Raw genomic sequence first — 20,001 nt, 5'->3', positions numbered from 1 at the left:
GTGGCGTCAGATGCGGGGCGTCGGGCGATGTGCTTAACCGATCACTATGTGCAACTTGGACTAGGCCTCAGCTCGCATCCAGAGTCGTCTGGACACGTGGCGCACTTCGCCTGGATCGGCTGATCGCCAACAGCGCGAAACCGCACAGCACCATGAGGCCGTCAAGCACCAGCGGACCGACAGCCGCCGCCAGCGGCCTGTAGTGCCAGGCGATCAACACGTCGCGCAGATGGCCATAGGAGATGATCGCGGACCCGAGGGCGACCACGCCGATACCGCCGAATCGAGCGAGGACCCAGAACCAGCCACGCGGCCATCGCACGCGAGACAGCACCTCGATCGAAACCAACAGCCCGATTGGCCAGACCGCGGCTCCGATCTGTGGCGCCAGGCCTGGTGACCAGCCTGCGGGCTGGTGCGCCGCTGGTAGCCAGGTACTCAGCACGTTGGCGGCGATGGACATGATCGAACCGAAGACGAACCCCGCCCAAGCCACCAGAAGACCGTCGGCGTTGCTGGCAAGATCAGGTGTGGTGGCCGTACTTTCGCCAGGGCTGGAGCCCTCTGGTGCCAGCTCCGCCAGGGCCTTGCGAACGGCGTGGTCGGTGGCGCCGGTCATGCGGACCAAGGTGGGGCGACCTGGTGCTGGCCGACCTGCGGCAAGAGCTTCGTCCAGGGCCTGGCGGATCTGGAGGATCAGGTCACCGTTTGCAGCGGTCACGGGTGGGCCCCCGTCGTGTGAGTGCCGCGGGGATGGCAACGAGGACAGAGGACCGAGCGCGACTTCTGCTCGTCCAGCCACACCAACCTCGCTGAGATGGGGTCTCCAGGACGGGCGTCGCACTGGCCGCAGGGGCGCCGCAACTCGCTCGCAGGACGGTTCTCTGGACGGTTAGGGACGGTTCGGGGGCAGCTGTTGCCCCTCGTGGCCGGCCTGTTTGCCCCCCGTTCCTGCGGTGTTTGCCCCTCGTGCGGGTCAACGGGAGGCACTGCTTGCCCCTCGTCAGCGAAGTTATCCACAGCCCTGTGGAAGGGGCGCAATGCTAGGTCGTAGCCCTTGGGCCGACGGTCTGCGCGTTTGATGTAGGCGGCGACGATGTCCGGATCCGACGGCCGGATGAGGACGAGTTCTTCGAGCGTTCGCAGGGCATAGCGGACCGTTCGTTCCGACAGACGGGTGTAGTGGACGAGGGTGTCGAGGGAGGGAAACGCATTGCGTCCATCCGGGCCGGCGTGGTTGGCCAGCCCGATGAGAACGGCGGCGAGACTTGAGGCATCGCGTCGGTCGCGCGGTATGGGTGCGTCGTTGAGCGCCCAGCTGATTGCTTCGATGCTCACCAGGACGCCGCCTCGGCGAGACGGTGCAGCATGTCGGCCTCGGCGTCGGTGAAACCGAACCTGCCGGTCGTGTGTCGCAAGTTGTTCTGGCTCTCAAGCCAGGCGTGGAAGCCTTCCTTGGCTTGCAGCTCTGTCATGGCCAGTGCGTCGCCGATGACTGACCAGAAGTTCGTGCTGTCGGTGCAAGTACGAAGCAGTTGAGCTACAACGCACCAGCGGCCGGAGGTCACTTCTCGGGCAATGCTGGTGCCGTACGTGAGTTCGCTGAGCAGATCGTCGATCTCAGGTGGGCACTGCCGGACCGCCATCGCAAGAAAGGATCGGTCCCGCGCTGCAGACCAGCGCTCGAACATGTGTTCGAGCGACTGTGGGGGAGAGTCGAGCCCGCGTCGAATCGCTTCGATGCTCAAGTCGTCACCGTGACAATTTGCGACAGGGGTCGATGTGCGGCCGTGATCGGAACTGTTGCCGTGCATGTCGGAGACCTCCGAGGTCCGATGCCAGCCCTGGTGCTCGTGCGAAGGGCAGCCGGGGCCGGATTGGCAGTGGCTTCATCGGTGCGGTATGGACCGCGGAGGTCTGTCTGGGGCTGCCACAAGGGGTGCCCCGCGGGTGCCCGGACGTTCGAGAACTGCACGGACGTCTACGGACAGAGTGGACGCAATCGTCCTCTGACCTGGATAGATACGGATTCAGCGGACTGGGTCGGACGCGGAATCACGCAGCTGAAAGAACTACGGATCAGAAGGTTACAGGTTCGAATCCTGTCGAGCGCGCAGTCGGAGAACCCCGCCCACAGTCACTGTGGGCGGGGTTCTCGCTTTCGAGGGAAGTCGTTCCTCGGGTATTCGCGGGCGTGGTGAGTCAGGCCACATCTCCCGGTGTCTGTCGCGCTCGTCACTCGTCGTGCCGCCGCGCGATCCGTCGGGCAGGTGGCGGTCTGGGGCCGGTTGCTGGATGGCCGGCGAGGGCGGTCGGCGGCCGGGGCGGTCCCGGTGCGAATCGGGACACTATTCCATTTCGTCAAGAATTCCTTGCATTGTTGATTGATCGCCGTGCTGCGGGGTGTCCTCGGGGTTTAGCTTCGTGACCTGGGATTATGTCATCGTTCAACTGTGTTCGAAACAAAGATGCGCGCGGATATTCACATTCGTGGAGCCAGATCAAGATTCGTTGGTAAGCATCCTGCGTGATATCGTGGCGCATGGACTTGTTAGCTCCAGGCGGCACGTTGGAGCATAATGCAACGCATTCCCTCGACCGGGTGATCCCCGTTGTAGTGGCCGTGGACGGACCGGCGGCCGCGGGGAAGACGACCACCTGCCTGGCTTTGGCTGAACGGTTCGGTCTCGGCTATCTCGAAAGCGGGCGAACCTATCGCCTAATCGCGTTCGAGGCGTTGAGTCGTGGTCTGTCCACGGGCGATCAGGAAAGCGTGGTCGGGCTGTGTGACGAGCTCGTCCACGAGAGCCAGGACCAGGACCTGCTGACGTCCGAGCGATATCGCGGCGTGGATCTCAGGTCTCCCGCGGTCAACGTCGCGGTGTCGGACGTGGCCCGGATCGGGGAGCTCCGCAGGCGGGTCACGCAGCTGGTGCGGCTCTGGGCCGCCCGCCAGGGGCGATGCATCGTCGAGGGGCGCGACATCGGCACGGTGGTGTTCCCGGACGCGCTGATCAAGTTCTACCTGACCGCCAGTGCGGAGGTGCGGGCACACCGGCGGGTGGAACAGGAGCGTCGAGGCTCCTATGAAGACGTGCTCAAGGACGTTATTCGACGTGACGAGGCGGACATGTCGAGGACTGTTTCGCCTCTGGTTCCGGCAGATGACGCGATTAACATCGACACCACCGATCTCACTCTCGACGAAGTACTCGGTCGAATGACCTCTGTGTGTGACGCTGTAACGATTCCATGATCACCAGCGACGCTGACGTGCTAGCAGTTTTCTGGACAAGATCACAACTTGGCGCACTCGAACGGTGGACGCCAGATCGTGTCCAGAATTCTCGCAGACCTCGCGTTACGGTCCATCCACGTCGAAATGAGGTGGATGATCTCCACGGAACGGCAGAAAAGAGGCATTATGTGGTCGTCGGCCGAGACGAAAGGTGCCGGAGCCATGCCGAACGTTCAAGCTGATTGCTTGTTCTGCAAGCTGCACGACGGCTCTCTGCACGAGATCCTGGTGCAGAGTCCCAACTTCGTCGTCCGGTTCGACAACTACCCGAGTTCGAAAGGGCATGTCGAGCTCGTGCCTCGGCGGCACGTCGAGTCGTTCTTCGACCTGACGGCGGCGGAGGTGGCCGAGGCCTACGAACTCATGCAGGACGCGCGGAAGAAGATCGACGACGAGTTCACCCCTGCCGCTTACACGATCGGTGTCAACGACGGCACCGCCGCGGGCCGGACAGTCGATCACCTGCACATCCACCTCATCCCGCGGTACGAGGGCGACGTCGAGGATCCTCGTGGCGGCATCAGGCAGATCCTGCCTGGGCCTCATCCCGAGGAGTGGGCTCCCCGCTCCTGATCGCTTCGACGATGAACCAGTTGCGTCGTCCGCAGTGCGTCCAGGTGACGGAGTCGAAGCCCGCGCACTCCATCTCCGCGGTGACGTGATCGGGGTGGCGGAGGGTGAACCACCGGTCCTCCTCCATGCGCTCACCCTTGCGCCACCCCTCGAACTCGCCTTCGCGGAGACTGATCGAGGTGACACCGCCCACCGCCAGGACGCGGTGGATCTCGCGGAACGCTCTGGGGTGCGAGGAACTGGGCAGGTGGAGCAGCCCGCCCGACACCCACACGCCGGCGAACGCGCCGTCGCGAAACGGCAGGTCCATCAGATCGAGCTGGACCAGGTTCCGCTGTTGCCCTCTCCCGGTGATCTTGAGCAGCTTGACGCTCAGATCACCGCTGACCACCTCGGTGCCCAGCGAGACGAGGTGCCAAGTGTCGCGACCCGCACCACAGCCGAGATCGAGGACAGGGCCACGTGGCAGTGCCGCGTGAAACCTCTCCAGTTCCGCCTGCAGACCGGGGAAGTAGGCGAGGTCGTCAGTCTTCGCCGCGTACGCGAGGGCGTTCTCGTCGTACTGTCGTCTGGTCGTGGCGATGATCGCGCGCAGGTCCGGTTCTTCTAGGTGCACTCGAAGTTCTCCTGCCCTACCGCGAGACCCAGCTCGGTCATCTCCTCGATGAGGTCCCGACAGTGGAGAACCTCGAAACCCCGGCTGGCGTCGACGCTGATGCATCCGATGAACTTGTTGCGGCCGTTGCGGATCGGTGTGGCGAGCAACGCCGTGCGGTGCCTGAAATCGTTGAAGTTCTTCCACGACAGGTTCATCACCGACTCCGCACCGTGCTCCTGCACGTAGTCGTTGAACGCTTGTTCAGTCGTCAGGCTCTTGATGAGCGGGTCGACGTTGAAGTACATCTCCTTGTTGAACTCCCAGCACAGCCCGACGACACCGATGCCTCGCTTGGGGGAGAACTTCCGGTTCACCGGATGGGTCGACATGCGGTAGGTGCTCATCCTGGTGAGCACTCCGCCGATCGGATGGCGGAACGTGCGCTTCTTCCGCCAGATGTGCATCGCGAGGTCGCCGGTGTCCAGTCGGGGTTCGATCTTGCTGCTGATCTCCAGCATCCGGCCGAACCCGGCCAGAATCCTGCGGCGCATCGTGACCGTGCGATCGAGAGTCGAGCGCTTCTGGTAGCCCTCGAACGGCGTCAACGCGCCGAACACGCCTGCCAGGCCGAGCAGCACCAGCGGTAGGTAGCCGCGGCCTTGCAACAGCGCGTCCCAGAACTGCTTGGACGGGACGTCGTACGCCTTTCCGGCGAGCCCCAGCGTCGCGATCAGCAACCCGGACTTGTCCAGCAGCCTGGCTGTCCCCAGCTTCACCCGTTACCTGCCGGCTTCTTCGGGGATGTGTCTCCACGCTTTGCCGGGCAGCGAGGCGTGGCCACCTCCTGGCCTGCGCAGCAGGACCTCGCAGGTGTCCGTGACCTCGCCGATGACGTGCAGGTCCAGGTGCCCGCTCAACTGGTCGACGGCGGCCGGTGGGGCGGTGAAGGTGAGTTCGAAGTCGACGGAGTCGCCGAAGACGAGCCCGAGCGGATCGAGGTCCAGGTGACGGGCGACCTCGGCCACCGAGTCCGGCACGGGCACCGCGTCCTCGAAGATCGTGATACCGACCCCGCTCGCGGAAGCGATGCACTCGATGGTCGCTTTCAGCCCGTCGGACGTGTCCTGGCAAGAGGAGACCCGCCCGCTCTCGCCCAGCACGATTCCCTCGTCCACCCGCGCTGTCGGACTGCGCCAGCTGTCGAGCAACGTCTCCAGGTGGAGGTCGTCGATCGTCTGGCTGGGTCGCTTCGCGCGTGCGTACTCCATCGCCGCGCCGGCCAGCCCGGTCGGAGCCGTGATGCAGACGAGGTCACCGGGCTTGGCGCCCTTGCGGAACAGCGTGCCTCCGAGCCGGCAGGTGCCGAGTGCGGACGCGGAGAGGATGAGCCGCTCGGCGCTGCCGATGTCACCGCCGATGTTGGGGCAGCGGAACCTGTCGCAGGCGTCCTTGATGCCCTGCATGACGCTCTCGAACAACTCGTCGCTCATGTCCGACGGATAGCGCACGACGGAGAGCAGTCCGAGAGGAATCGCGCCCATGGCGGCGATGTCGCTCACGTTGGCGGCGACGAGGTAGTGCCCCAGGTTGTACTCGGTGAGATGGCCCATTTCGTAAAGGCGGAACTTCGGGCCGCGGACGTAGTCGGAGCCGACCACCAGCTCCTGTGCTCCGCTCATGCGGAAGACGGCGCAGTCGTCCTGGGCGTCCGCACCCGCGATCAGGTCGACCGTGCTTCTCTCGTCCACCACGAACTGTTTTGTGGTAGTGCTCTGGTCGCGGAAGAGATTCATGATCACATTGGCCAGTCGGGTGGGCTCGTCGGATTTCACAGCGACCAGCTTTCGACCAGTTCCATCGTTCGCCGCAGACACTCCTTGCGGACTATCAGTGCGTAGTCCCATTCCGGATCGGGGATGTCGAGGGTGGCGCCCACGATCGAGCGGAGGTACTGGCGCTTCTGGTTGCCATTGGGCATGTAAACGCGGCTGCGCCCGCGGTGATGGCGCAGGAAATACGCGGAGTCGGGCCACGGCGGCTCGCTCAGATCGGTGATCGACTCGAGGTCGACGTAGCTCAGCTCGTCGCGGATCAGCAGCTCGTCCACCGCGTCCGCGTCGGCGGGGAGCAGGTGCAGGTGGGCGTGTGTGATGCAGGCGTGGCTCTCTTCGTCCGCGCCGGAACCGTGTTCCAGGACCAAAGGCTCGCCGAACGTCTCGCGGTAGATGCTCGTGATGTTCTCGAGCAGCTCTTCCGTTTCGTCGGGATGAGCGCCGAGCACCTGGGCGAACGAGATGTAGTGCTTGCGGGGGAGCAGCAGGAGGTGCCCTGTTGTCAACGGCGACATGTCGGCCAGCACTTCGAAGTTCTCGGTTGACCACGCTCGCCGATGTGGCGGATCGCCTTCGTAGAATCGGCTGAACGACGTGTCGGTGGCTCCGCCGATTTCCTCGCAGAAGTCGGCACCATCGCACTGCGACATGTTGATCACCTGCGGCCCCTCGTGTCGGACTCTCACCATTGGCGTGAGTGCGATCGTGGCGCAGTTCGATGTCAGAACAGGGTGCGCTGACCGAGGTTAGCTCGAATGTCGCAGTCCGGAATTATAGTCATTCTGGGAACGCTCGCCTGGCGTGTCACTTTTGGTGGCCAATTCTGGTTGATTGGGAATCTTGTGAGTGAGTGGCGAGGTCATTTCTTTTGCCGGTTGGAATTTTCGGGAAGTCGCGTGTTGTTCATGTGCGCGGCGGGCGACTGGATTGCGGTGGAGGGCAGTCGGCCTGACCGGGCCGGGTCCCGACCGGGATCGTGGACAACTGGTTGAACAGGACACTAGCGTTGGGAATCGTCGGCCTGAGCCACCTCGCGCCGACGAATCGCCCGTGTCGGAGCCCAACGAAAGGCCGGGTTTTGGTGAACACCACTGTCGAGCAACAGGTCCGCGAGTACTACAACCACGCAGGGCCCGCCTACCACGCGCTCATGGGGCAGTTCTGGCACCACGGGGACCTGGCGGCAGACCGGGCGGGACTGTCGCCCGAGGACGCCGCGAAGGCGTTGGCACGCAAGCAGGTCGACGCGGCCGGTCTGCGGCCCGGCGACACCGGGCTCGACTTCGGCAGCGGGGTCGGCGGCACGGCCGTCTACACGGCGGAGATCTCCGGTGCGAACGTCATCGGCATCTCCAACAACGAGTGGCTCTCGGCCCAAGCGCGCGCGTACGCCGCCGAGCACGACCTCAGTGACCGGGCCGTGTTCCTCACGGTCGGCGACGAGGACTACAAGACGCTCACGCCCTGGCCCACCGGGTCGCTCGACATGGTCAGCTTCTACGAGTCGGTGTGTCACCTGCCCGACAAGGCGGCCTTCTTCCAGGCGGCGTTCCGGGTGCTCAAGCCCGGTGCGGCACTCATCGGGGTCGACTGGATTCGCCGGCCGTTCGGGGAGTACCAGAGCGAGGAGCAGATCGCGCCGTTCATCGGGCCCGTCGAGGAGGTCATCTCCATTCCCGGGCTCGGGACGCTGGACGAGTACCGCGAGATGATGTCGGCGTCCGGCTTCATCATCGAGGCCGCGGAGGACCTCTTCCCCGACGTCGAGTGCTGGGGGTCCACGCCTCCGGAGGACGGGCAGGGCTGGGGCGAGTACGAGGGCGAGCAGAACACCGTGATCCACGACGGCAAGCGCGTGCTCGATGCGGCGCGGGCCGCCGGGGTGTTCTCGGTGGCGCGGTGGGTGGCGCGCAAGCCCGGTTAGTCGCGCGTCACACCGCTAGAGCTTCTACTGCGAACGGGTCCCGGCTGCAATCGATTCCACAATGGTTGATCTGCGGAAACGGGCAACGACCGGTCGTCGTGTCACGTACGCCGTTCGGCGCCGACAGTCGCCACTCGTCTACGTGACGGACCGTTCGCGCCGCCGGAATCGCCATCATCGACGGATGGCGATTCTGGCGGGCAAGGCCGTGGTCATCACCGGCGCCGGGCAGGGTTTGGGGCGGGCGTTCGCGGCGCACGCGGCGGCTGCGGGTGCCGCGGTGGTGGTCAACGACGTCTACGAGCCGCTCGCCAAGCAGGTCGCCGACCTCATCTCGCTCATGGGCGGCAAGGCCGTCGTCAGCGCGGGCAGCGTCACGGACCCCGATCAGGCCGAGGCCATGGTCGACACGTGCACGGCGGCGTTCGGCCGGATCGACGGGCTCGTCAACAACGCCGGCATCCGCTACCAGGCCGAACTCGGCCACGACGATCCCGCCAGGATGCGCGAACTGATCGAGGTCAACGTCCTCGGCACGCTCTTCTGCACCAACGCGGCGGTCCGGAGCATGCGCGGCGGCTCGATCGTCAACCTCGGCTCGGTCGCCATGGTCGGCCAGCCGACCGCGCTCACGTACTCGGCGTCCAAAGGCGCCGTGGCGAGCATCACGGCCGGGGCGGCGGCGGAGCTGCACGACAAGGGCATCCGGGTCAACGCCGTGTGCCCGGTCGCCTGGACGAACATGGCCGCGAGCGACACGAAGGCCACCCCCTGCGGACCGCCCGAGACGATCGCGCCGCTGGTCACGTACCTGCTGAGCGACCGCGCGGCCAAGGTCACCGGGCAGCTCGTCCGGTTCGCGCACGGCAAGTTGCACGTCATGGGGCAGACCTCGCCGCTGGAACCGGTCCTCGAACGGGAGGCCTGGGACGTCGACGACATCGCCGAGGCCTTCGAGGAGCAGCTCGAGCAGGAAGATCCGGCCTGGGTCCGATGGGGTGTCAGAAGGTGACGGACGCCTGATCAACAGGCAGAGTGGCGGCGTGGAGCAGCGGGAGATCATGCAGCGGGCGCTCGGCGTCCTCACGCTCACCTACGACGGCGCCGGTTCGAACGACTACCTGCGGATGGCGCTGAAGTCGTTGCAGGAGGGCGTGTTCAGCTACGAGGTCAAGGTCGACGGCGAGCTGAACGAGGCAGGCGCGCAGGCCCTCAAGCAGGCGATGGACCAGGTGCTGTCGCAGTTCGGCTGGTTCACCGCGGGCCTGCTCTACGCCTTCCACGGCGTCGCGCAGGCCTACGAGAACGACTACGAGGAGGCCGACGTGCAGGAGATCCTGCGCCAGCTCGCCCTCAGGCTCGCCGACTGACCAGCTCGGCGCGGACGCCGTCGGAGAACGGCGTCCACGCCTCGACCGCCCACGGCCCGAACCGCAGGTCGGTCAACGCCACGCAGGCCGCCGAGATCGTCGGGTCGACCCACAGGAACGTCCCGGACTGCCCGAAGTGACCGAAGGTCGAAGCCGAGAAGGAATTCCCCGTCCAGTGCGGTGACTTCGAGTCGCGGATTTCGAAACCGAGCCCCCAGTCGTTCGGCTTCTGCATTCCGTAACCGGGCAGCACGCCGTTCAATTCGGGGAAGACGACCGAAGTCGCCGCGGAGACCAACTCGACCGAGACCAGCTGCGGCGACAGCAGTTCGGCGGCGAACAACGCCAGGTCAGCGGCGCAGGACTCGGCACCGGCGCCCGCCGAACCGACCAAAGCCGAGGACTTCATCCCCAACGGCTCGAAAACGGCCTCGTGCAGATAAGTCGCGAACGGCATCTCGCACGCCTCGCCCACGAACGAAGCCAAAACGTCGAAGCCCGCATTCGAATAAATGCGCCGAGTGCCCGGAGCGGCCTGCACCTCGGCCTTGTCGAACGCGTACCCGGCCGTGTGCGAGATCAAATGCCGCACGGTCGCACCCTCAGGCCCCGCCGGCTGGTCCCACTCGACCGCGCCCTCCTCCACGGCCACCAGCACCGCGTACGAGGTCAGCAGCTTCGTCACCGACGCCAGCGGGAACACGCGCTGCTGGTCACCCAGCGAGCCCACCACGCCCTCGCCGGCCGTCACCACGGCCACCGCGACGTTCTCGACAGGCCAAGTCGCCGCAACTTCCACGCTCCGCATGGGACAGACGCTAGCGTCAGGGGGGTGACAGTCCGGGAACTGATCGTCCTGGGAACGGCCAGCCAGGTCCCGACCCGCCAGCGCAACCACAACGGCTATCTGCTCAGGTGGGACGGCGAGGGCTTCCTGTTCGACCCGGGAGACGGCAGCCAACGGCAACTCCTCAGGTCGGGCGCGGCCGCGAGCGACATCACCCGGATCTGCATCACCCACTTCCACGGCGACCACTGCCTGGGCGTTCCCGGCATCGTGCAGCGGCTGTCCCTCGACCGCGTGCCGCACACCGTCCACGCCCACTACCCGGCCTCAGGCGCCCACTTCTTCGAACGCCTCCGCTACGCCAGCGCGTTCTACGACGCGGCGGACATCAAGGAGGTGCCGGTCACCGACGACGGCGAGATCGCCAACGGCAGGTTCGGCAGGCTGGAGGCCTACGAACTCGACCACGGCATCGACAGCTTCGGCTACCGCCTGATCGAGCCGGACGGCCACCGGATGCTGCCCGAGAAGCTCAAGGAACACGGCATCGCGGGCCCGCAGGTCCGCACGCTGCAGCAGCAGGGCGAGTTCAACGGCATCCGGCTCGAGGACGTCAGCGAACCCCGCAAGGGCCAGCGGTTCGCGTTCATCATGGACACCAGGCTGTGCGACAACGTCTTCGAGCTCGCCGACAACGCCGACATGCTCGTGATCGAGTCGACCTACCTGGCCCGCGACACCAAGCTCGCGGGCGACCACGGGCACCTCACCGCCCAGCAGGCCGCCCGCGTCGCACGGGACTGCCGGGTCCGCAAGCTCGTGCTGACCCACTTCAGCCAGCGCTACGAGGACCCCGCCGAGTTCCACGCCGAGGCCGCCGCCGAGTTCGACGGCGAGATCGTCATCGCGAAGGACCTGGACCGGATTCCGGTGCCGAAACGCGCCACTGGTCCCTGACGATCTCCTCCAGCGACGGGAACCGGGGCTCCCAGCCCAACGCCCGCAGCCGCGACGTGTCCGCCCGCAGCGAGCGGACCTCGCCGGGGTGCGCGGGCTTCCAGGTCACTTCCACGGCCCGCCCGGTCACCGTCTCGACGGTGTCCAGGACGTCCCGCACCGACGCCGCCGTCCCGCCGACGTTGTAGACCGACGACGTGCCCACCTCGCACGCCTCCAGCGCCACGACGAACGCGGCGGCGACGTCGCGCACGTGCACGAACTCGCGCACCGCCCCGCCGTCGCCGTAGACCTCCATGCCAGGCACGGTTCCGGCGGCGCACGCGACAGCCCGGGTGATCACCCGACTGGTGTCCGTGTCACCACCTCCAGCGACGTTGAACAAACGGAGAGTGGTCGCTCCGATCCGTCCGGACCTCGCGGTCCACGCCACGAGCTCCTCGGCGGCGGCCTTCGTCGCGGCGTACGGGGAGGAGGGTTCCAGGGGTGAGTCCTCGGTCAGCACGGCTGCTGAGGGGCGGTACACCCCACCAGTCGACGCGAACAGGAATCGCTGCCCCTTCAACGCCTTCAGCGTGTTGAGCGTGCCGCCGACGTTCGTCTCGTAGTACGAAATGGGGTCATGGAACGACTCCCGAACCCTGGCCGCCGCAGCCAGGTGGATGACGGCGTCGACGCCCTCGACTTCGACTGGTTCCGCCAGGCGCCGACTCCACGCAACAGGTTCATGTCCGTGAACCCGCAGCTCACGCACTACCTCGCGGCCTACATACCCGGTGGCGCCGGTCACCAGAACTCGCACGAGTTGACCCTAAAGGTCGACGCCGACCGCGCCGATAACACCCAAGTGAGTTACCCCCATCGCGCTGTGCACACGAGCATCGCCGGACTCCTGCACGATCACGCCGTGCACGAGTTCAAGCGGCAGGAGTTCCTGCGCAACGTGGCTGAGATCGTGGGAGCCGCACCCGCACCCCAGCCCGCAGAACTCACGGCGCCGCTGCCGTCGATCAACCCGAAGCGCAGCTTCCTCAACCGCGTTGACCAGGTCCTCCGGGACGCGGCACGCTCGCTCTGAGCAGCGAGATCATCAGCAGATCATCTTGAGAGCGGGCTTGAGCCGACAGGCCCGCAGCAAGATTCATCCGGCCGTTGCCGGACCGTGCTTCGACACGCATACCGGGTGGCTCTACGCTACGCGCTACCCGGCATTCGCCGGTCACGTCCTCCGCTTCTCTTAAGCGAGTTTTCGGCGATGAATCATGTCCTCTCCGCGCTCAACGCGCGTCTCGGCAAGTTGTTCGGTGACCGGCTGGTAGTGCTGGCCGGTGGTACCCGTCTGGCGAAGCGCGCGCAGGAACTCCATGCGCTCGGCGCTCGCCATACGCTCGTGCTCGATACCGACGATCACGCGCCGCTGCATGATTCGCAGATCGCCCGCTGGGTCTCGCTGGGCATCAAGGGCAGCCTCGTCGCGGTCGAGCAGCGCCGTCTCGGCAAGCTGCTGACCAAGCCGGGCGCCGAGGTGAAGGCGATCCTGGGCGAGTTCGACGCGCAGCGCGAGGCCGTCGTGATCAGCACGCCCTACAACGAGATCAGCGAGTTCCAGGGCCGTCCGGTGATCAACGCGCGCGAGCACGACTGGGTCACCCTGGAGAACAAGACCACCATCGACGCGCTGTGGGACGAGCTGTCGGCCCGCCGCGCGTCCGCGATGGTGTTCGACCTCGACTTCGAACGTCTCTGGGGCGCCTCGGAGATGCTGGACCGCGGCGCCGGCGTCGTCTGGTCCGGTGACGGCCCCGCGATCAACGGCGGTGCCAACTTCGTGCGCCGCGTGCGGTCGTACGAGGAGGCCAAGGAAGCCTTCGACGTGCTCGCGCCCAAGTGCGACCAGGTGCGCGTGATGCCGTTCCTGGAAGGCATTCCGGTGAGCGTGCACGGCATCGTCTTCCCGGACGGCACCGCGGTGCTGCGCCCGATCGAGATGGTCGTGCCGCGCCGCCAGGGCCAGGCCAAGTTCCTCTACGCGGGCTGCGCGTCGTTCTACGACCCGCCCGTGTGGATCCGCGACGAGATGCGCAACCTGGCCCGCCGCGTCGGCGAGCACCTGCGCGAGACCGTCGGCTACCGCGGCACGTTCACGCTCGACGGCATCGCGACCGAGGACGGCTTCCTGCCGACCGAGATCAACACCCGCTACGGCGGCGCGATGGTGTGCTTCGAGGACGCCGTCCCGACCCTGCCGCTCGCGCTCGTCCAGGTCGCCCTGGTTGCCGGCTGGGACCTGGACATCTCCTCGATGGAGTTCGAGGAGCTCGTGCTCCAGGCCGCGGACAACCACCGCGCCGGTGCCGTGGGCGCCAACGTCCGCGCCGTGCAGCCGACCGAGGTCGACGAGCGCCGCGTGATCTTCACGGGCTGGGCGTGCCGTCTCGCGCACGCCGACGAGCCCGCGCACGCGACGCTGCGGTTGTCGCCGTCGCCGATCGGTGGCCGCCTCGACCTCGACCTGCACCGCGAGAACATGCCGGTGGGTGCTCCGGTGGCCGCGCTGACGGTCGCCGCGTTCGCGCTGGCGGACCAGGAGTGGGGGACGGGCCTCGGTGCCCTGGAACCCGCGATCGCGGTCGAGGACACCATGCCGGTCGAGGAGACGTTCGAAGAGGCTGTGACCGCTTAAGCAGGCTTACCAGGCGCCCTCGTCGCCGTACGCGGAGACGAGGGCGGACCGGTAGCCCAGCAGGGCGGCGGTGACCTCACGGGGCTGGTGCGCGGGCCGCACCAGCCCTTCGCCGAGCACCTTGGGCAGGTCGACGTCGAGTAACTCGGGAGCGTCCTTCAGCAGCGCCACGGCTATCTCCGCGGCGTCCGCGAGCATCTCCTCGTTCGGCAGCTCGACCATCTCGTTCATCAGCCCGACGACGAACGACGGCAGCTTCTCCGGCACCGCGCAGGCGAGCGCGACGAGACACGCGACCCGTTCGGACGCCAGCGCCTCGAAGATCTTCGGCGCGCCCTGGGCGACGGCGTGGCGGGTCTGCGTCAGCCAGTCCGGCGCGGTGCGCGGCAACTCGCGGCCGAGCGCGTTCCAGCGGCGGTGCGTGCGCCGTCCGTCCTCGGTGAACCCCTTGCCCGCCAACGCCATGGCGGCCAGCAGGAAGATCACCCGGTCTCGCACGTCGCCGGTGACCTTGTAGGACGCCCCCAGTTCCACCAGGAACGGCACGGCGCAGAACGAGGCCTCCGACACCGTGTCGTCGGTGAGAAGCCGTTCTGCGAGCGATGAGAGCGCATCCAGGCGCACGTCCGCGTTCGCGTCCATCAGGGAGCGCAGGAGACGGGGCACGCGACCGGCGCCACCCCGGCCGTCGTAGACCTCGGTCCAGGAAATCCTGTCGAGGCCGCGCAACGGGTCGGGCCGTTGCCAGGCGCGCGGCAGCTCCATAGGCGGGAAAGGTACGGGATGGCACGGAAACCTCCTCGGCGCCTCGCCCGTACGATCTCGCCGTGTCCTTCTCGGTGGCCGACATCTTCTCGGGTGCGGGCGGCATGAGCTTCGGCTTCCACGCCCACCGCGACTTCCGGGTCGTCGGTGCCGCCGACGCGCAGATCGGCAAGCCGAGTTCCAAGCTGGGTTCGTTGCGCTGCAACGACACCTACCGCGTGAACATCGGCGTCGACCCGCTGGAGGTCGACCTCGGCAAGGTCTCGCCGGCCGCGTTGCGCGAGGTGTGGGGCCTGCGCCGCGGCGAACTGGACGTGCTGCTGGCGTGCCCGCCGTGCTCGGGCTTCAGCCGGATCAGCTCCCTGAACCACCTGCGCGACGACCCGCGCAACTCGCTGGTCGGCCGGATCGCGGTGTACGCGCAGGAGCTGCGCCCCAAGGTCGTGCTGATGGAGAACGCCCGCGAGCTCGTGAAGGGCAAGCAGCGCCACCACTTCAACAGCCTCGCCGAGGAACTCACCCGAATCGGGTACTCCGTCTGGGGCGGCACGCACATGCTCTCGAAGTTCGGCCTTCCGCAACTGCGCGAGCGGACGCTGATGGTCGCGGTCGACGGCGGCCTGCCGCTGCTGACCTTGGACGACCTGTGGGAGGGCCGGGTGATCCGCCCGTCCGCGACCACGGTCCGCCGCGCGATCGGCAAGCTCCCCGCCGTCGAGGCGGGCGTGGCCGACCTGGAAGACCCCATTCACGTCTCGCCGACCTTTTCCCAGGACCGCAGTCTCGAAAGAATGCGGGCGATTCCGGCGAACGGCGGATCGTGGGCTGATCTGCTCCGCTCACCGGAGACCGCCGAGTTGTTGAATCCGGCACAACGCAAGATCGTCGAACAGCAGAACTGGGGTTCCCACCCCGACGTCTACGGCCGGATGTGGTGGGACGAGCCGGCCCGAACGATCAAGCGAGAATGCGGCCACGTCGGCAACGGGCGATATGCCCACCCCGTCCAGCACCGCCTGTGCACGGTCCGCGAGATGGCACTCCTGCAAGGGTTTCCGCGCCAGTTCCGCTTCGACGTCTCGATTCTCGGGAACGCCTACCGGCACGTGGGCGACGCCGTTCCGCCACTCATCGCCTACCAGTTGGCCGGACTGACCCGGTGGATTCTCACCGGCGACCGCCCGGAACCCCGCGAGATGTGCCTGCGCGGCACCTCGCTGCGTCCGGGTGACATTCGTCCCACCGAAGTTGCCGAATTGGTTGCCTAACCGGTTGAACCCCTAACGGTGATCATCCGTAGCGGGTTGCCTGCATTGGTAACTGTTCGGCAACGAATTTAACGTCACCTGACGGAATGAATGCATCGCAGCCCTATCCACTGTGGACACCCTGAGTATGTTTTGGCTGCTCACGCATAGTGGGTGATGCTCACCTCACCTCACTCATACGTGTGTCACCCCATCGGCTAACGTCCCGGTCGCTTCCTGTCGGTTCTGTGTCGCTGTCGACGAGCCGACCGTCCCGACGGATGACTGACTTCCCGCCGCGTTCGGGCTAACTTCAGTGAGCAAGAGGAGACCCATGGCTTCCCGGTTCAGGATCGGCGCAGCGCTGCTCGGCGCGACCGTCGCCCTCACCCTCTCGGCCCTTCCGGCCCAGGCCGAAGTCAAGATCACCCCGGACCGCGGTGGTCAGGAGCAGGGCCACGACGTGCACCTCAAGTCGTCGGACCCCGAGCCGAAGTTCAAGAAAGAGACGACCTGGGTCATCAAGCTCCGCATCGAGGACGACAAGGACCGCTCCAACGTCCTCGCGTACTGCGTCGAGCTGCCGACCCCCCTCAAGGACGGCGACGTCCTCAAGGAAGTGCCGTGGAAGGACCACCCCGGCAGCGGCACCAAGTTCAAGGAGAACGCGGGCAAGATCCTCTGGATCCTGAACCGCTCCTACCCGAACAAGCCGGTGAAGGAGGTCCGCGACGCCTTCAAGATCAAGGACCTCGACAAGCAGGACGTCATCGCCGCCACGCAGGCCGCGCTCTGGCACTTCTCGGACAACTTCGGCCTGGACGTCGACAACAAGCAGAACGACCCCCAGGTCATCGAGCTCTACAAGAAGTTCGTCGCTGAGGCCACCTCCGAGGAGGAGGTCAAGCCGACCCTGTCGATCGACCCCACGTCCCTCGACGGCAAGCCCGGCCAGAAGCTCGGCCCGTTCACGGTCAAGACCACCGCGACCGAGGTCAAGCTGACCGGCAACCTGCCCGCAGGCGTGACCATCGTCGACAAGAACGGCACCCCGCTCGAGGTCAAGCAGAAGGCCGACGGTCTCTCGATCAAGGGCCTCGAGAACATCACCGAGTTCTACGTGAACGTTCCTGAGGGCACGGCCGACGGTGAGGCCTCCTTCAAGCTCTCGGCCCAGGCCGACATCGCGGTGGGTCGCCTGTTCGTCGCCAGCAACGGCGACAACACGAAGTCCGCGCAGTCGCTCGTCGTCGCGCAGCCGCAGAAGGCCAAGGTCGAGAAGGAGGCCAAGGCGTCCTGGAAGGCTGCGGGCGTCCCGCCGACCACGACCACGACGACCACCGCCACCACGACCACCACGACGACGGACACCACCCCGCCGGCGACCACCTCCACCACCCCGGCCAACCCGGCTCCGGGTGGCGGCGAGGACGACCTGGCCTCGACCGGTGCGTCCATCCTGTGGCCGCTGCTCGGCGGTCTGGTCCTCGTCGGCGCCGGTGTCGGTGCGCTGTTCGTGGTCCGTCGCAAGAAGGCCGGCGCCTGATCTAGGCAGCTAGCCCCCAAGACGAACGCCCCCTGGTTCCGCGCCGGAGCAGGGGGCGTTTGCCTTTCCTCAGAACGACTTGCAACGACTCACCAGCGGCTCTTCACGCCCGCCACGGAGATGTCGCCGTCGGCGATCGCGGCGTCCCGGTCGGACGACGCACCGGAGAAGATCGCGCGGGCCGGGTCGCGGAAGTTCTCCACGACCTCGACGCGCTGCACCGGCTTGGCCGTCGGGATGACGGTCTCCGGCGTCCAGAAACGACCCAGCCGCACCAGGTACGTGTTCACGTTCGGCTTGCCGTCCTCGGTGGCGTAGACGCGCCACGTGAACAGGTCCACCTGCTCGACCTCACGGGTGCGCAGGCCGCGGGCGACCTCCTTGGTCTCCCACTTGCGACCGTTCCAGACGGACAGGAAGTTGTGCAGCGGGCCACCGGCCTCGTCGCCCATGAACCACAGCACGAACGGCTGCCCGAGGGTCGAGCCGACCTGCTGGATGTAGTCGGGCGACTTCACGTTGTTCGGCAGCGTCAGCGGGGTCTCCGCGATCTTCAGGTGCTTCTCCTGGTCGGCGTCGTCGATCTGGGTGCCCAGATCCTTGCCGGACGCCGAGTAGAAGTGCCGGTTCTGCGGGTTGAACCACGTGTAGTACATGTTGCGGTGGTAGCGGTCGTGCTTGTTGCCCTCGGGACCACCGCCGGCGAGCGTGTAGGCGATCAGCACGCGGCCGTCGTCCTGGAGACGGAGCTGGCCGATGTAGATCTCGTTCATGTTGTCCGCGCGGGCGGTCGAGCCGATCGCGAAGCGGTCACCGGTCAGTTCCGTGGAGGTCTTCCACGTCTTGCCGTTGTCCTTGGACACCACGTAGAGCATCGGGCGCGTGTCGGTCGGCGTCGTGCCGTCGAGGTCACGCGTCGTCTCGCGGTAGAACACGTAGATCGTGCCGTCACGCGTGACGAACGGCATCGGGTACGTGGCCGCGTTCTTCGAGAGGAGCGTCTCTTCCCACACACCGTCCGCCGAGTTGGGCTGCGGCGAACGGGACATGCGCAACTCGACGTTGTGCATGCCGCGGAAGATCAGCAGGTGACCGTCCTTGGCCTGGACCATGGTCGGGTAGTTGTGCGTGTCGTTGGCGCCGTCCGCGATGCGGTTCGGCGTGGACCACGTGGACTTGCGGTGGTCGTACGTCTGGACGTAGCTGTCTTCGTACCTGCCCGCCCACGAGATGAACGTCTTGTTCACCTTCTTGTCGTAGACACCGCCTGCGACCGGACGCCGGTCACTGCGGGCCGCGACGGACGTGGCCGTGGTAGTCACCGTGAACTTCGCGTTCCCCTGAACGTCGGCCGTGGCGTTGGCCGAGGAGACCGCGACGAGCGGCAACAGCAGTACTGCGGACATAACTCCACGCAGGAGTCGTGCCATCGAACATCCTCCTGGTTCTGACCGCGACGGCGGCCGACCCAGGCGGCGGTATCGACATCTTTGTTGTCACCCAGCCAACTTGTCCAGGCACAGTTAGCGTGATCGCTGGCTATCAACACGCGGGGCCTACTCGGGTACCCTGCGTCAGGAGTGAAGGAGCAGGACATGAACTTCGACGAGATCAAGAACAAGGCCCTCGACCTCGCAGAGCAGAACCACGAGAAGGTCGACCAGGGCATCGATGCCGCGGCGGACTTCGTCGCAGGCAAGTTCGGTCACGAAGAGCAGGTCGACTCGGTTGCCGAGAAGATCAAGGACATCCTTCCAGGTGGATGAGTGAACTCCTTCAACGCCACTGACGCAGGGCGGGTCACCTCTTCCGGAGAGACCCGCTCTCCTTCTGCCCGCAGGCCGGACATGATCACCTGGCAGGGCATCCACGAGCCGAGGCTCGAGCAGGTCCGCCTGCTCCTGTCCAGCGACCAGCGCCTGCGCGCGTCCGGTCGCCTGGTGGCCGCAGGCCCCGACGAGCAGTTCAACGCCTCCTTCGAGGTGTCGGTCGGCGAGAGCGGCCAGGTCAACCGCCTGCTGCTGCGCACCGCCACCGTTCTCGAAGAACGCCAGTGCTCGCTGTCCCGCACCGAGGACGGCGCCTGGCTGGTCGACCACGGCCAGGGCAGCAAACGCGAGACGTTCAACGACGCCCTCGACGTCGACGTCCAGTTCGCCGTCCTGTTCAACGCCATCCCGATCCGCCGCCTGGGCCTGCACCGCGAACCGGGCGAGCACGCGCTGCCCGTCGTCCGCGTGTCGCTGCCCGACCTGTCGGTCAAGGCCGTCACCCAGACGTACAAGACGGTGTCCGTGGGGGACGACGTCTCGGTGGTGCGGTTCAAGAGCGGCGGGTTCGAGCAGAACATCAAGGTCGACCCCAACGGCCTGGTGCTGGAGTACCCGCTCATCTCGAAGCGGATCTAGGGCGGTCGCGACG

At 66.4% G+C, this 20,001-nt stretch carries 24 protein-coding genes; 12 read left to right on the top strand and 12 right to left on the bottom strand.

Annotated features, from left to right (window positions below; all coding sequences use genetic code 11):
* Nucleotides 1-67: 67 nt before the first annotated feature.
* From JNUCC0626_RS32110 to JNUCC0626_RS32100, 3 genes are all read right to left on the bottom strand, one after another.
* Nucleotides 68-619 carry a DUF2637 domain-containing protein gene (locus tag JNUCC0626_RS32110; protein ID WP_394614503.1) on the bottom strand — a complete coding sequence of 184 codons (552 nt, stop codon included), beginning with the start codon at nt 617-619 and terminating at the stop codon, nt 68-70.
* A 98-nt stretch (nt 620-717) separates the two neighbouring features.
* Nucleotides 718-1,338 (bottom strand): helix-turn-helix domain-containing protein, encoded by a 621-nt coding sequence (locus tag JNUCC0626_RS32105; RefSeq protein WP_394614502.1) that lies wholly within the window; start codon nt 1,336-1,338, stop codon nt 718-720.
* On the bottom strand, nt 1,335-1,748 hold the full coding sequence (locus tag JNUCC0626_RS32100; protein ID WP_394614501.1) for a hypothetical protein: 414 nt from the start codon (nt 1,746-1,748) through the stop codon (nt 1,335-1,337). Before JNUCC0626_RS32100 ends, JNUCC0626_RS32105 begins: the two co-directional genes overlap by 4 nt.
* 794 nt (nt 1,749-2,542) lie before the next feature.
* Between JNUCC0626_RS32100 and cmk the strand changes: the two genes are divergently transcribed.
* Both cmk and JNUCC0626_RS32090 read left to right on the top strand, forming a co-directional pair.
* Nucleotides 2,543-3,256 carry a (d)CMP kinase gene (cmk, locus tag JNUCC0626_RS32095; protein ID WP_394614500.1) on the top strand — a complete coding sequence of 238 codons (714 nt, stop codon included), beginning with the start codon at nt 2,543-2,545 and terminating at the stop codon, nt 3,254-3,256.
* 204 nt (nt 3,257-3,460) lie between these two features.
* The gene (locus JNUCC0626_RS32090; protein ID WP_394614499.1) at nt 3,461-3,871 is read left to right on the top strand and encodes an HIT family protein; all 411 of its coding nucleotides are present in this window, start codon (nt 3,461-3,463) and stop codon (nt 3,869-3,871) included.
* Here JNUCC0626_RS32090 and JNUCC0626_RS32085 read toward each other — a convergent pair.
* The 4 genes from JNUCC0626_RS32085 to JNUCC0626_RS32070 form a co-directional block, all read right to left on the bottom strand.
* Nucleotides 3,819-4,487, bottom strand: a complete 669-nt coding sequence (locus tag JNUCC0626_RS32085) for a class I SAM-dependent methyltransferase (protein WP_394614498.1) — start codon at nt 4,485-4,487, stop codon at nt 3,819-3,821. The two genes, JNUCC0626_RS32090 and JNUCC0626_RS32085, sit on opposite strands and share 53 nt — an antisense overlap.
* Nucleotides 4,478-5,245 (bottom strand): hypothetical protein, encoded by a 768-nt coding sequence (locus JNUCC0626_RS32080; RefSeq protein ID WP_394614497.1) that lies wholly within the window; start codon nt 5,243-5,245, stop codon nt 4,478-4,480. The genes JNUCC0626_RS32085 and JNUCC0626_RS32080 overlap by 10 nt, the downstream gene beginning before the upstream one ends.
* A 3-nt stretch (nt 5,246-5,248) precedes the next feature.
* Nucleotides 5,249-6,220 carry a thiamine-phosphate kinase gene (gene thiL, locus JNUCC0626_RS32075; RefSeq protein WP_394614496.1) on the bottom strand — a complete coding sequence of 324 codons (972 nt, stop codon included), beginning with the start codon at nt 6,218-6,220 and terminating at the stop codon, nt 5,249-5,251.
* Between the two features lie 77 nt (nt 6,221-6,297).
* Nucleotides 6,298-6,990 carry an HIT family protein gene (locus JNUCC0626_RS32070; RefSeq protein WP_394614495.1) on the bottom strand — a complete coding sequence of 231 codons (693 nt, stop codon included), beginning with the start codon at nt 6,988-6,990 and terminating at the stop codon, nt 6,298-6,300.
* A 392-nt stretch (nt 6,991-7,382) separates the two neighbouring features.
* Here JNUCC0626_RS32070 and JNUCC0626_RS32065 point away from each other — a divergent pair, with 392 nt between their 5' ends.
* The 3 genes from JNUCC0626_RS32065 to JNUCC0626_RS32055 all read left to right on the top strand — a co-directional run bounded on the left by JNUCC0626_RS32065 (nt 7,383) and on the right by JNUCC0626_RS32055 (nt 9,595).
* Entirely contained in the window at nt 7,383-8,225 is an 843-nt protein-coding gene (locus tag JNUCC0626_RS32065) for an SAM-dependent methyltransferase (RefSeq protein WP_394614494.1), read from the top strand.
* Between the two features lie 184 nt (nt 8,226-8,409).
* Entirely contained in the window at nt 8,410-9,237 is an 828-nt protein-coding gene (locus JNUCC0626_RS32060) for an SDR family NAD(P)-dependent oxidoreductase (RefSeq protein WP_394614493.1), read from the top strand.
* A 31-nt stretch (nt 9,238-9,268) separates the two neighbouring features.
* On the top strand, nt 9,269-9,595 hold the full coding sequence (locus tag JNUCC0626_RS32055; protein WP_285635835.1) for a hypothetical protein: 327 nt from the start codon (nt 9,269-9,271) through the stop codon (nt 9,593-9,595).
* On the opposite strand, the gene JNUCC0626_RS32050 is transcribed toward JNUCC0626_RS32055, so the two are convergent.
* Nucleotides 9,579-10,403 carry a serine hydrolase domain-containing protein gene (locus JNUCC0626_RS32050; RefSeq protein WP_394614492.1) on the bottom strand — a complete coding sequence of 275 codons (825 nt, stop codon included), beginning with the start codon at nt 10,401-10,403 and terminating at the stop codon, nt 9,579-9,581. The two genes, JNUCC0626_RS32055 and JNUCC0626_RS32050, sit on opposite strands and share 17 nt — an antisense overlap.
* A 24-nt stretch (nt 10,404-10,427) precedes the next feature.
* Between JNUCC0626_RS32050 and JNUCC0626_RS32045 the strand changes: the two genes are divergently transcribed.
* Nucleotides 10,428-11,339 (top strand): ribonuclease Z, encoded by a 912-nt coding sequence (locus JNUCC0626_RS32045; protein ID WP_394614491.1) that lies wholly within the window; start codon nt 10,428-10,430, stop codon nt 11,337-11,339.
* Here JNUCC0626_RS32045 and JNUCC0626_RS32040 read toward each other — a convergent pair.
* Nucleotides 11,284-12,093 (bottom strand): NAD-dependent epimerase/dehydratase family protein, encoded by an 810-nt coding sequence (locus JNUCC0626_RS32040; RefSeq protein ID WP_394622143.1) that lies wholly within the window; start codon nt 12,091-12,093, stop codon nt 11,284-11,286. The genes JNUCC0626_RS32045 and JNUCC0626_RS32040 overlap by 56 nt on opposite strands.
* A 114-nt stretch (nt 12,094-12,207) precedes the next feature.
* Here JNUCC0626_RS32040 and JNUCC0626_RS32035 point away from each other — a divergent pair, with 114 nt between their 5' ends.
* Nucleotides 12,208-12,417: a hypothetical protein gene (locus tag JNUCC0626_RS32035; protein ID WP_382442340.1), complete on the top strand. Its 210-nt coding sequence runs from the start codon at nt 12,208-12,210 to the stop codon at nt 12,415-12,417.
* A 159-nt stretch (nt 12,418-12,576) separates the two neighbouring features.
* Here JNUCC0626_RS32035 and JNUCC0626_RS32030 read toward each other — a convergent pair whose 3' ends face one another.
* A complete protein-coding gene (locus JNUCC0626_RS32030) occupies nt 12,577-12,750 on the bottom strand; it encodes a hypothetical protein (RefSeq protein ID WP_382442341.1) in 174 nt (57 codons plus the stop codon).
* Here JNUCC0626_RS32030 and JNUCC0626_RS32025 point away from each other — a divergent pair.
* The gene (locus JNUCC0626_RS32025; protein ID WP_394614490.1) at nt 12,730-14,022 is read left to right on the top strand and encodes a hypothetical protein; all 1,293 of its coding nucleotides are present in this window, start codon (nt 12,730-12,732) and stop codon (nt 14,020-14,022) included. The two genes, JNUCC0626_RS32030 and JNUCC0626_RS32025, sit on opposite strands and share 21 nt — an antisense overlap.
* 6 nt (nt 14,023-14,028) lie before the next feature.
* Here the strand turns inward: JNUCC0626_RS32025 and JNUCC0626_RS32020 are convergent, their stop codons facing one another.
* A complete protein-coding gene (locus JNUCC0626_RS32020; RefSeq protein WP_394614489.1) occupies nt 14,029-14,787 on the bottom strand; it encodes a hypothetical protein in 759 nt (252 codons plus the stop codon).
* 62 nt (nt 14,788-14,849) lie between these two features.
* On the opposite strand from JNUCC0626_RS32020, the gene JNUCC0626_RS32015 reads away from it, so the two are divergent.
* Nucleotides 14,850-16,055 (top strand): DNA cytosine methyltransferase, encoded by a 1,206-nt coding sequence (locus JNUCC0626_RS32015; protein ID WP_394614488.1) that lies wholly within the window; start codon nt 14,850-14,852, stop codon nt 16,053-16,055.
* Nucleotides 16,056-16,368: 313 nt separating this feature from the next.
* Nucleotides 16,369-17,580 (top strand): thioester domain-containing protein, encoded by a 1,212-nt coding sequence (locus tag JNUCC0626_RS32010; RefSeq protein ID WP_394614487.1) that lies wholly within the window; start codon nt 16,369-16,371, stop codon nt 17,578-17,580.
* A gap of 89 nt (nt 17,581-17,669) precedes the next feature.
* Here JNUCC0626_RS32010 and JNUCC0626_RS32005 read toward each other — a convergent pair whose 3' ends face one another.
* Nucleotides 17,670-18,986 carry a BNR-4 repeat-containing protein gene (locus JNUCC0626_RS32005; protein WP_394614486.1) on the bottom strand — a complete coding sequence of 439 codons (1,317 nt, stop codon included), beginning with the start codon at nt 18,984-18,986 and terminating at the stop codon, nt 17,670-17,672.
* 189 nt (nt 18,987-19,175) lie between these two features.
* Between JNUCC0626_RS32005 and JNUCC0626_RS32000 the strand changes: the two genes are divergently transcribed.
* The gene (locus JNUCC0626_RS32000) at nt 19,176-19,346 is read left to right on the top strand and encodes an antitoxin (RefSeq protein ID WP_089907918.1); all 171 of its coding nucleotides are present in this window, start codon (nt 19,176-19,178) and stop codon (nt 19,344-19,346) included.
* The gene (locus JNUCC0626_RS31995; RefSeq protein ID WP_394614485.1) at nt 19,347-19,988 is read left to right on the top strand and encodes a putative glycolipid-binding domain-containing protein; all 642 of its coding nucleotides are present in this window, start codon (nt 19,347-19,349) and stop codon (nt 19,986-19,988) included. It abuts the gene before it with no gap.
* Nucleotides 19,989-20,001 lie beyond the last annotated feature (13 nt).

It is taken from the genome of Lentzea sp. JNUCC 0626 (assembly GCF_043632865.1).
Classification (GTDB): Bacteria; Actinomycetota; Actinomycetes; order Mycobacteriales; family Pseudonocardiaceae; genus Lentzea.
The sequence above is the reverse complement of the archived record's forward strand: the minus strand, read 5'-3'. Positions and strand labels throughout refer to the sequence as shown.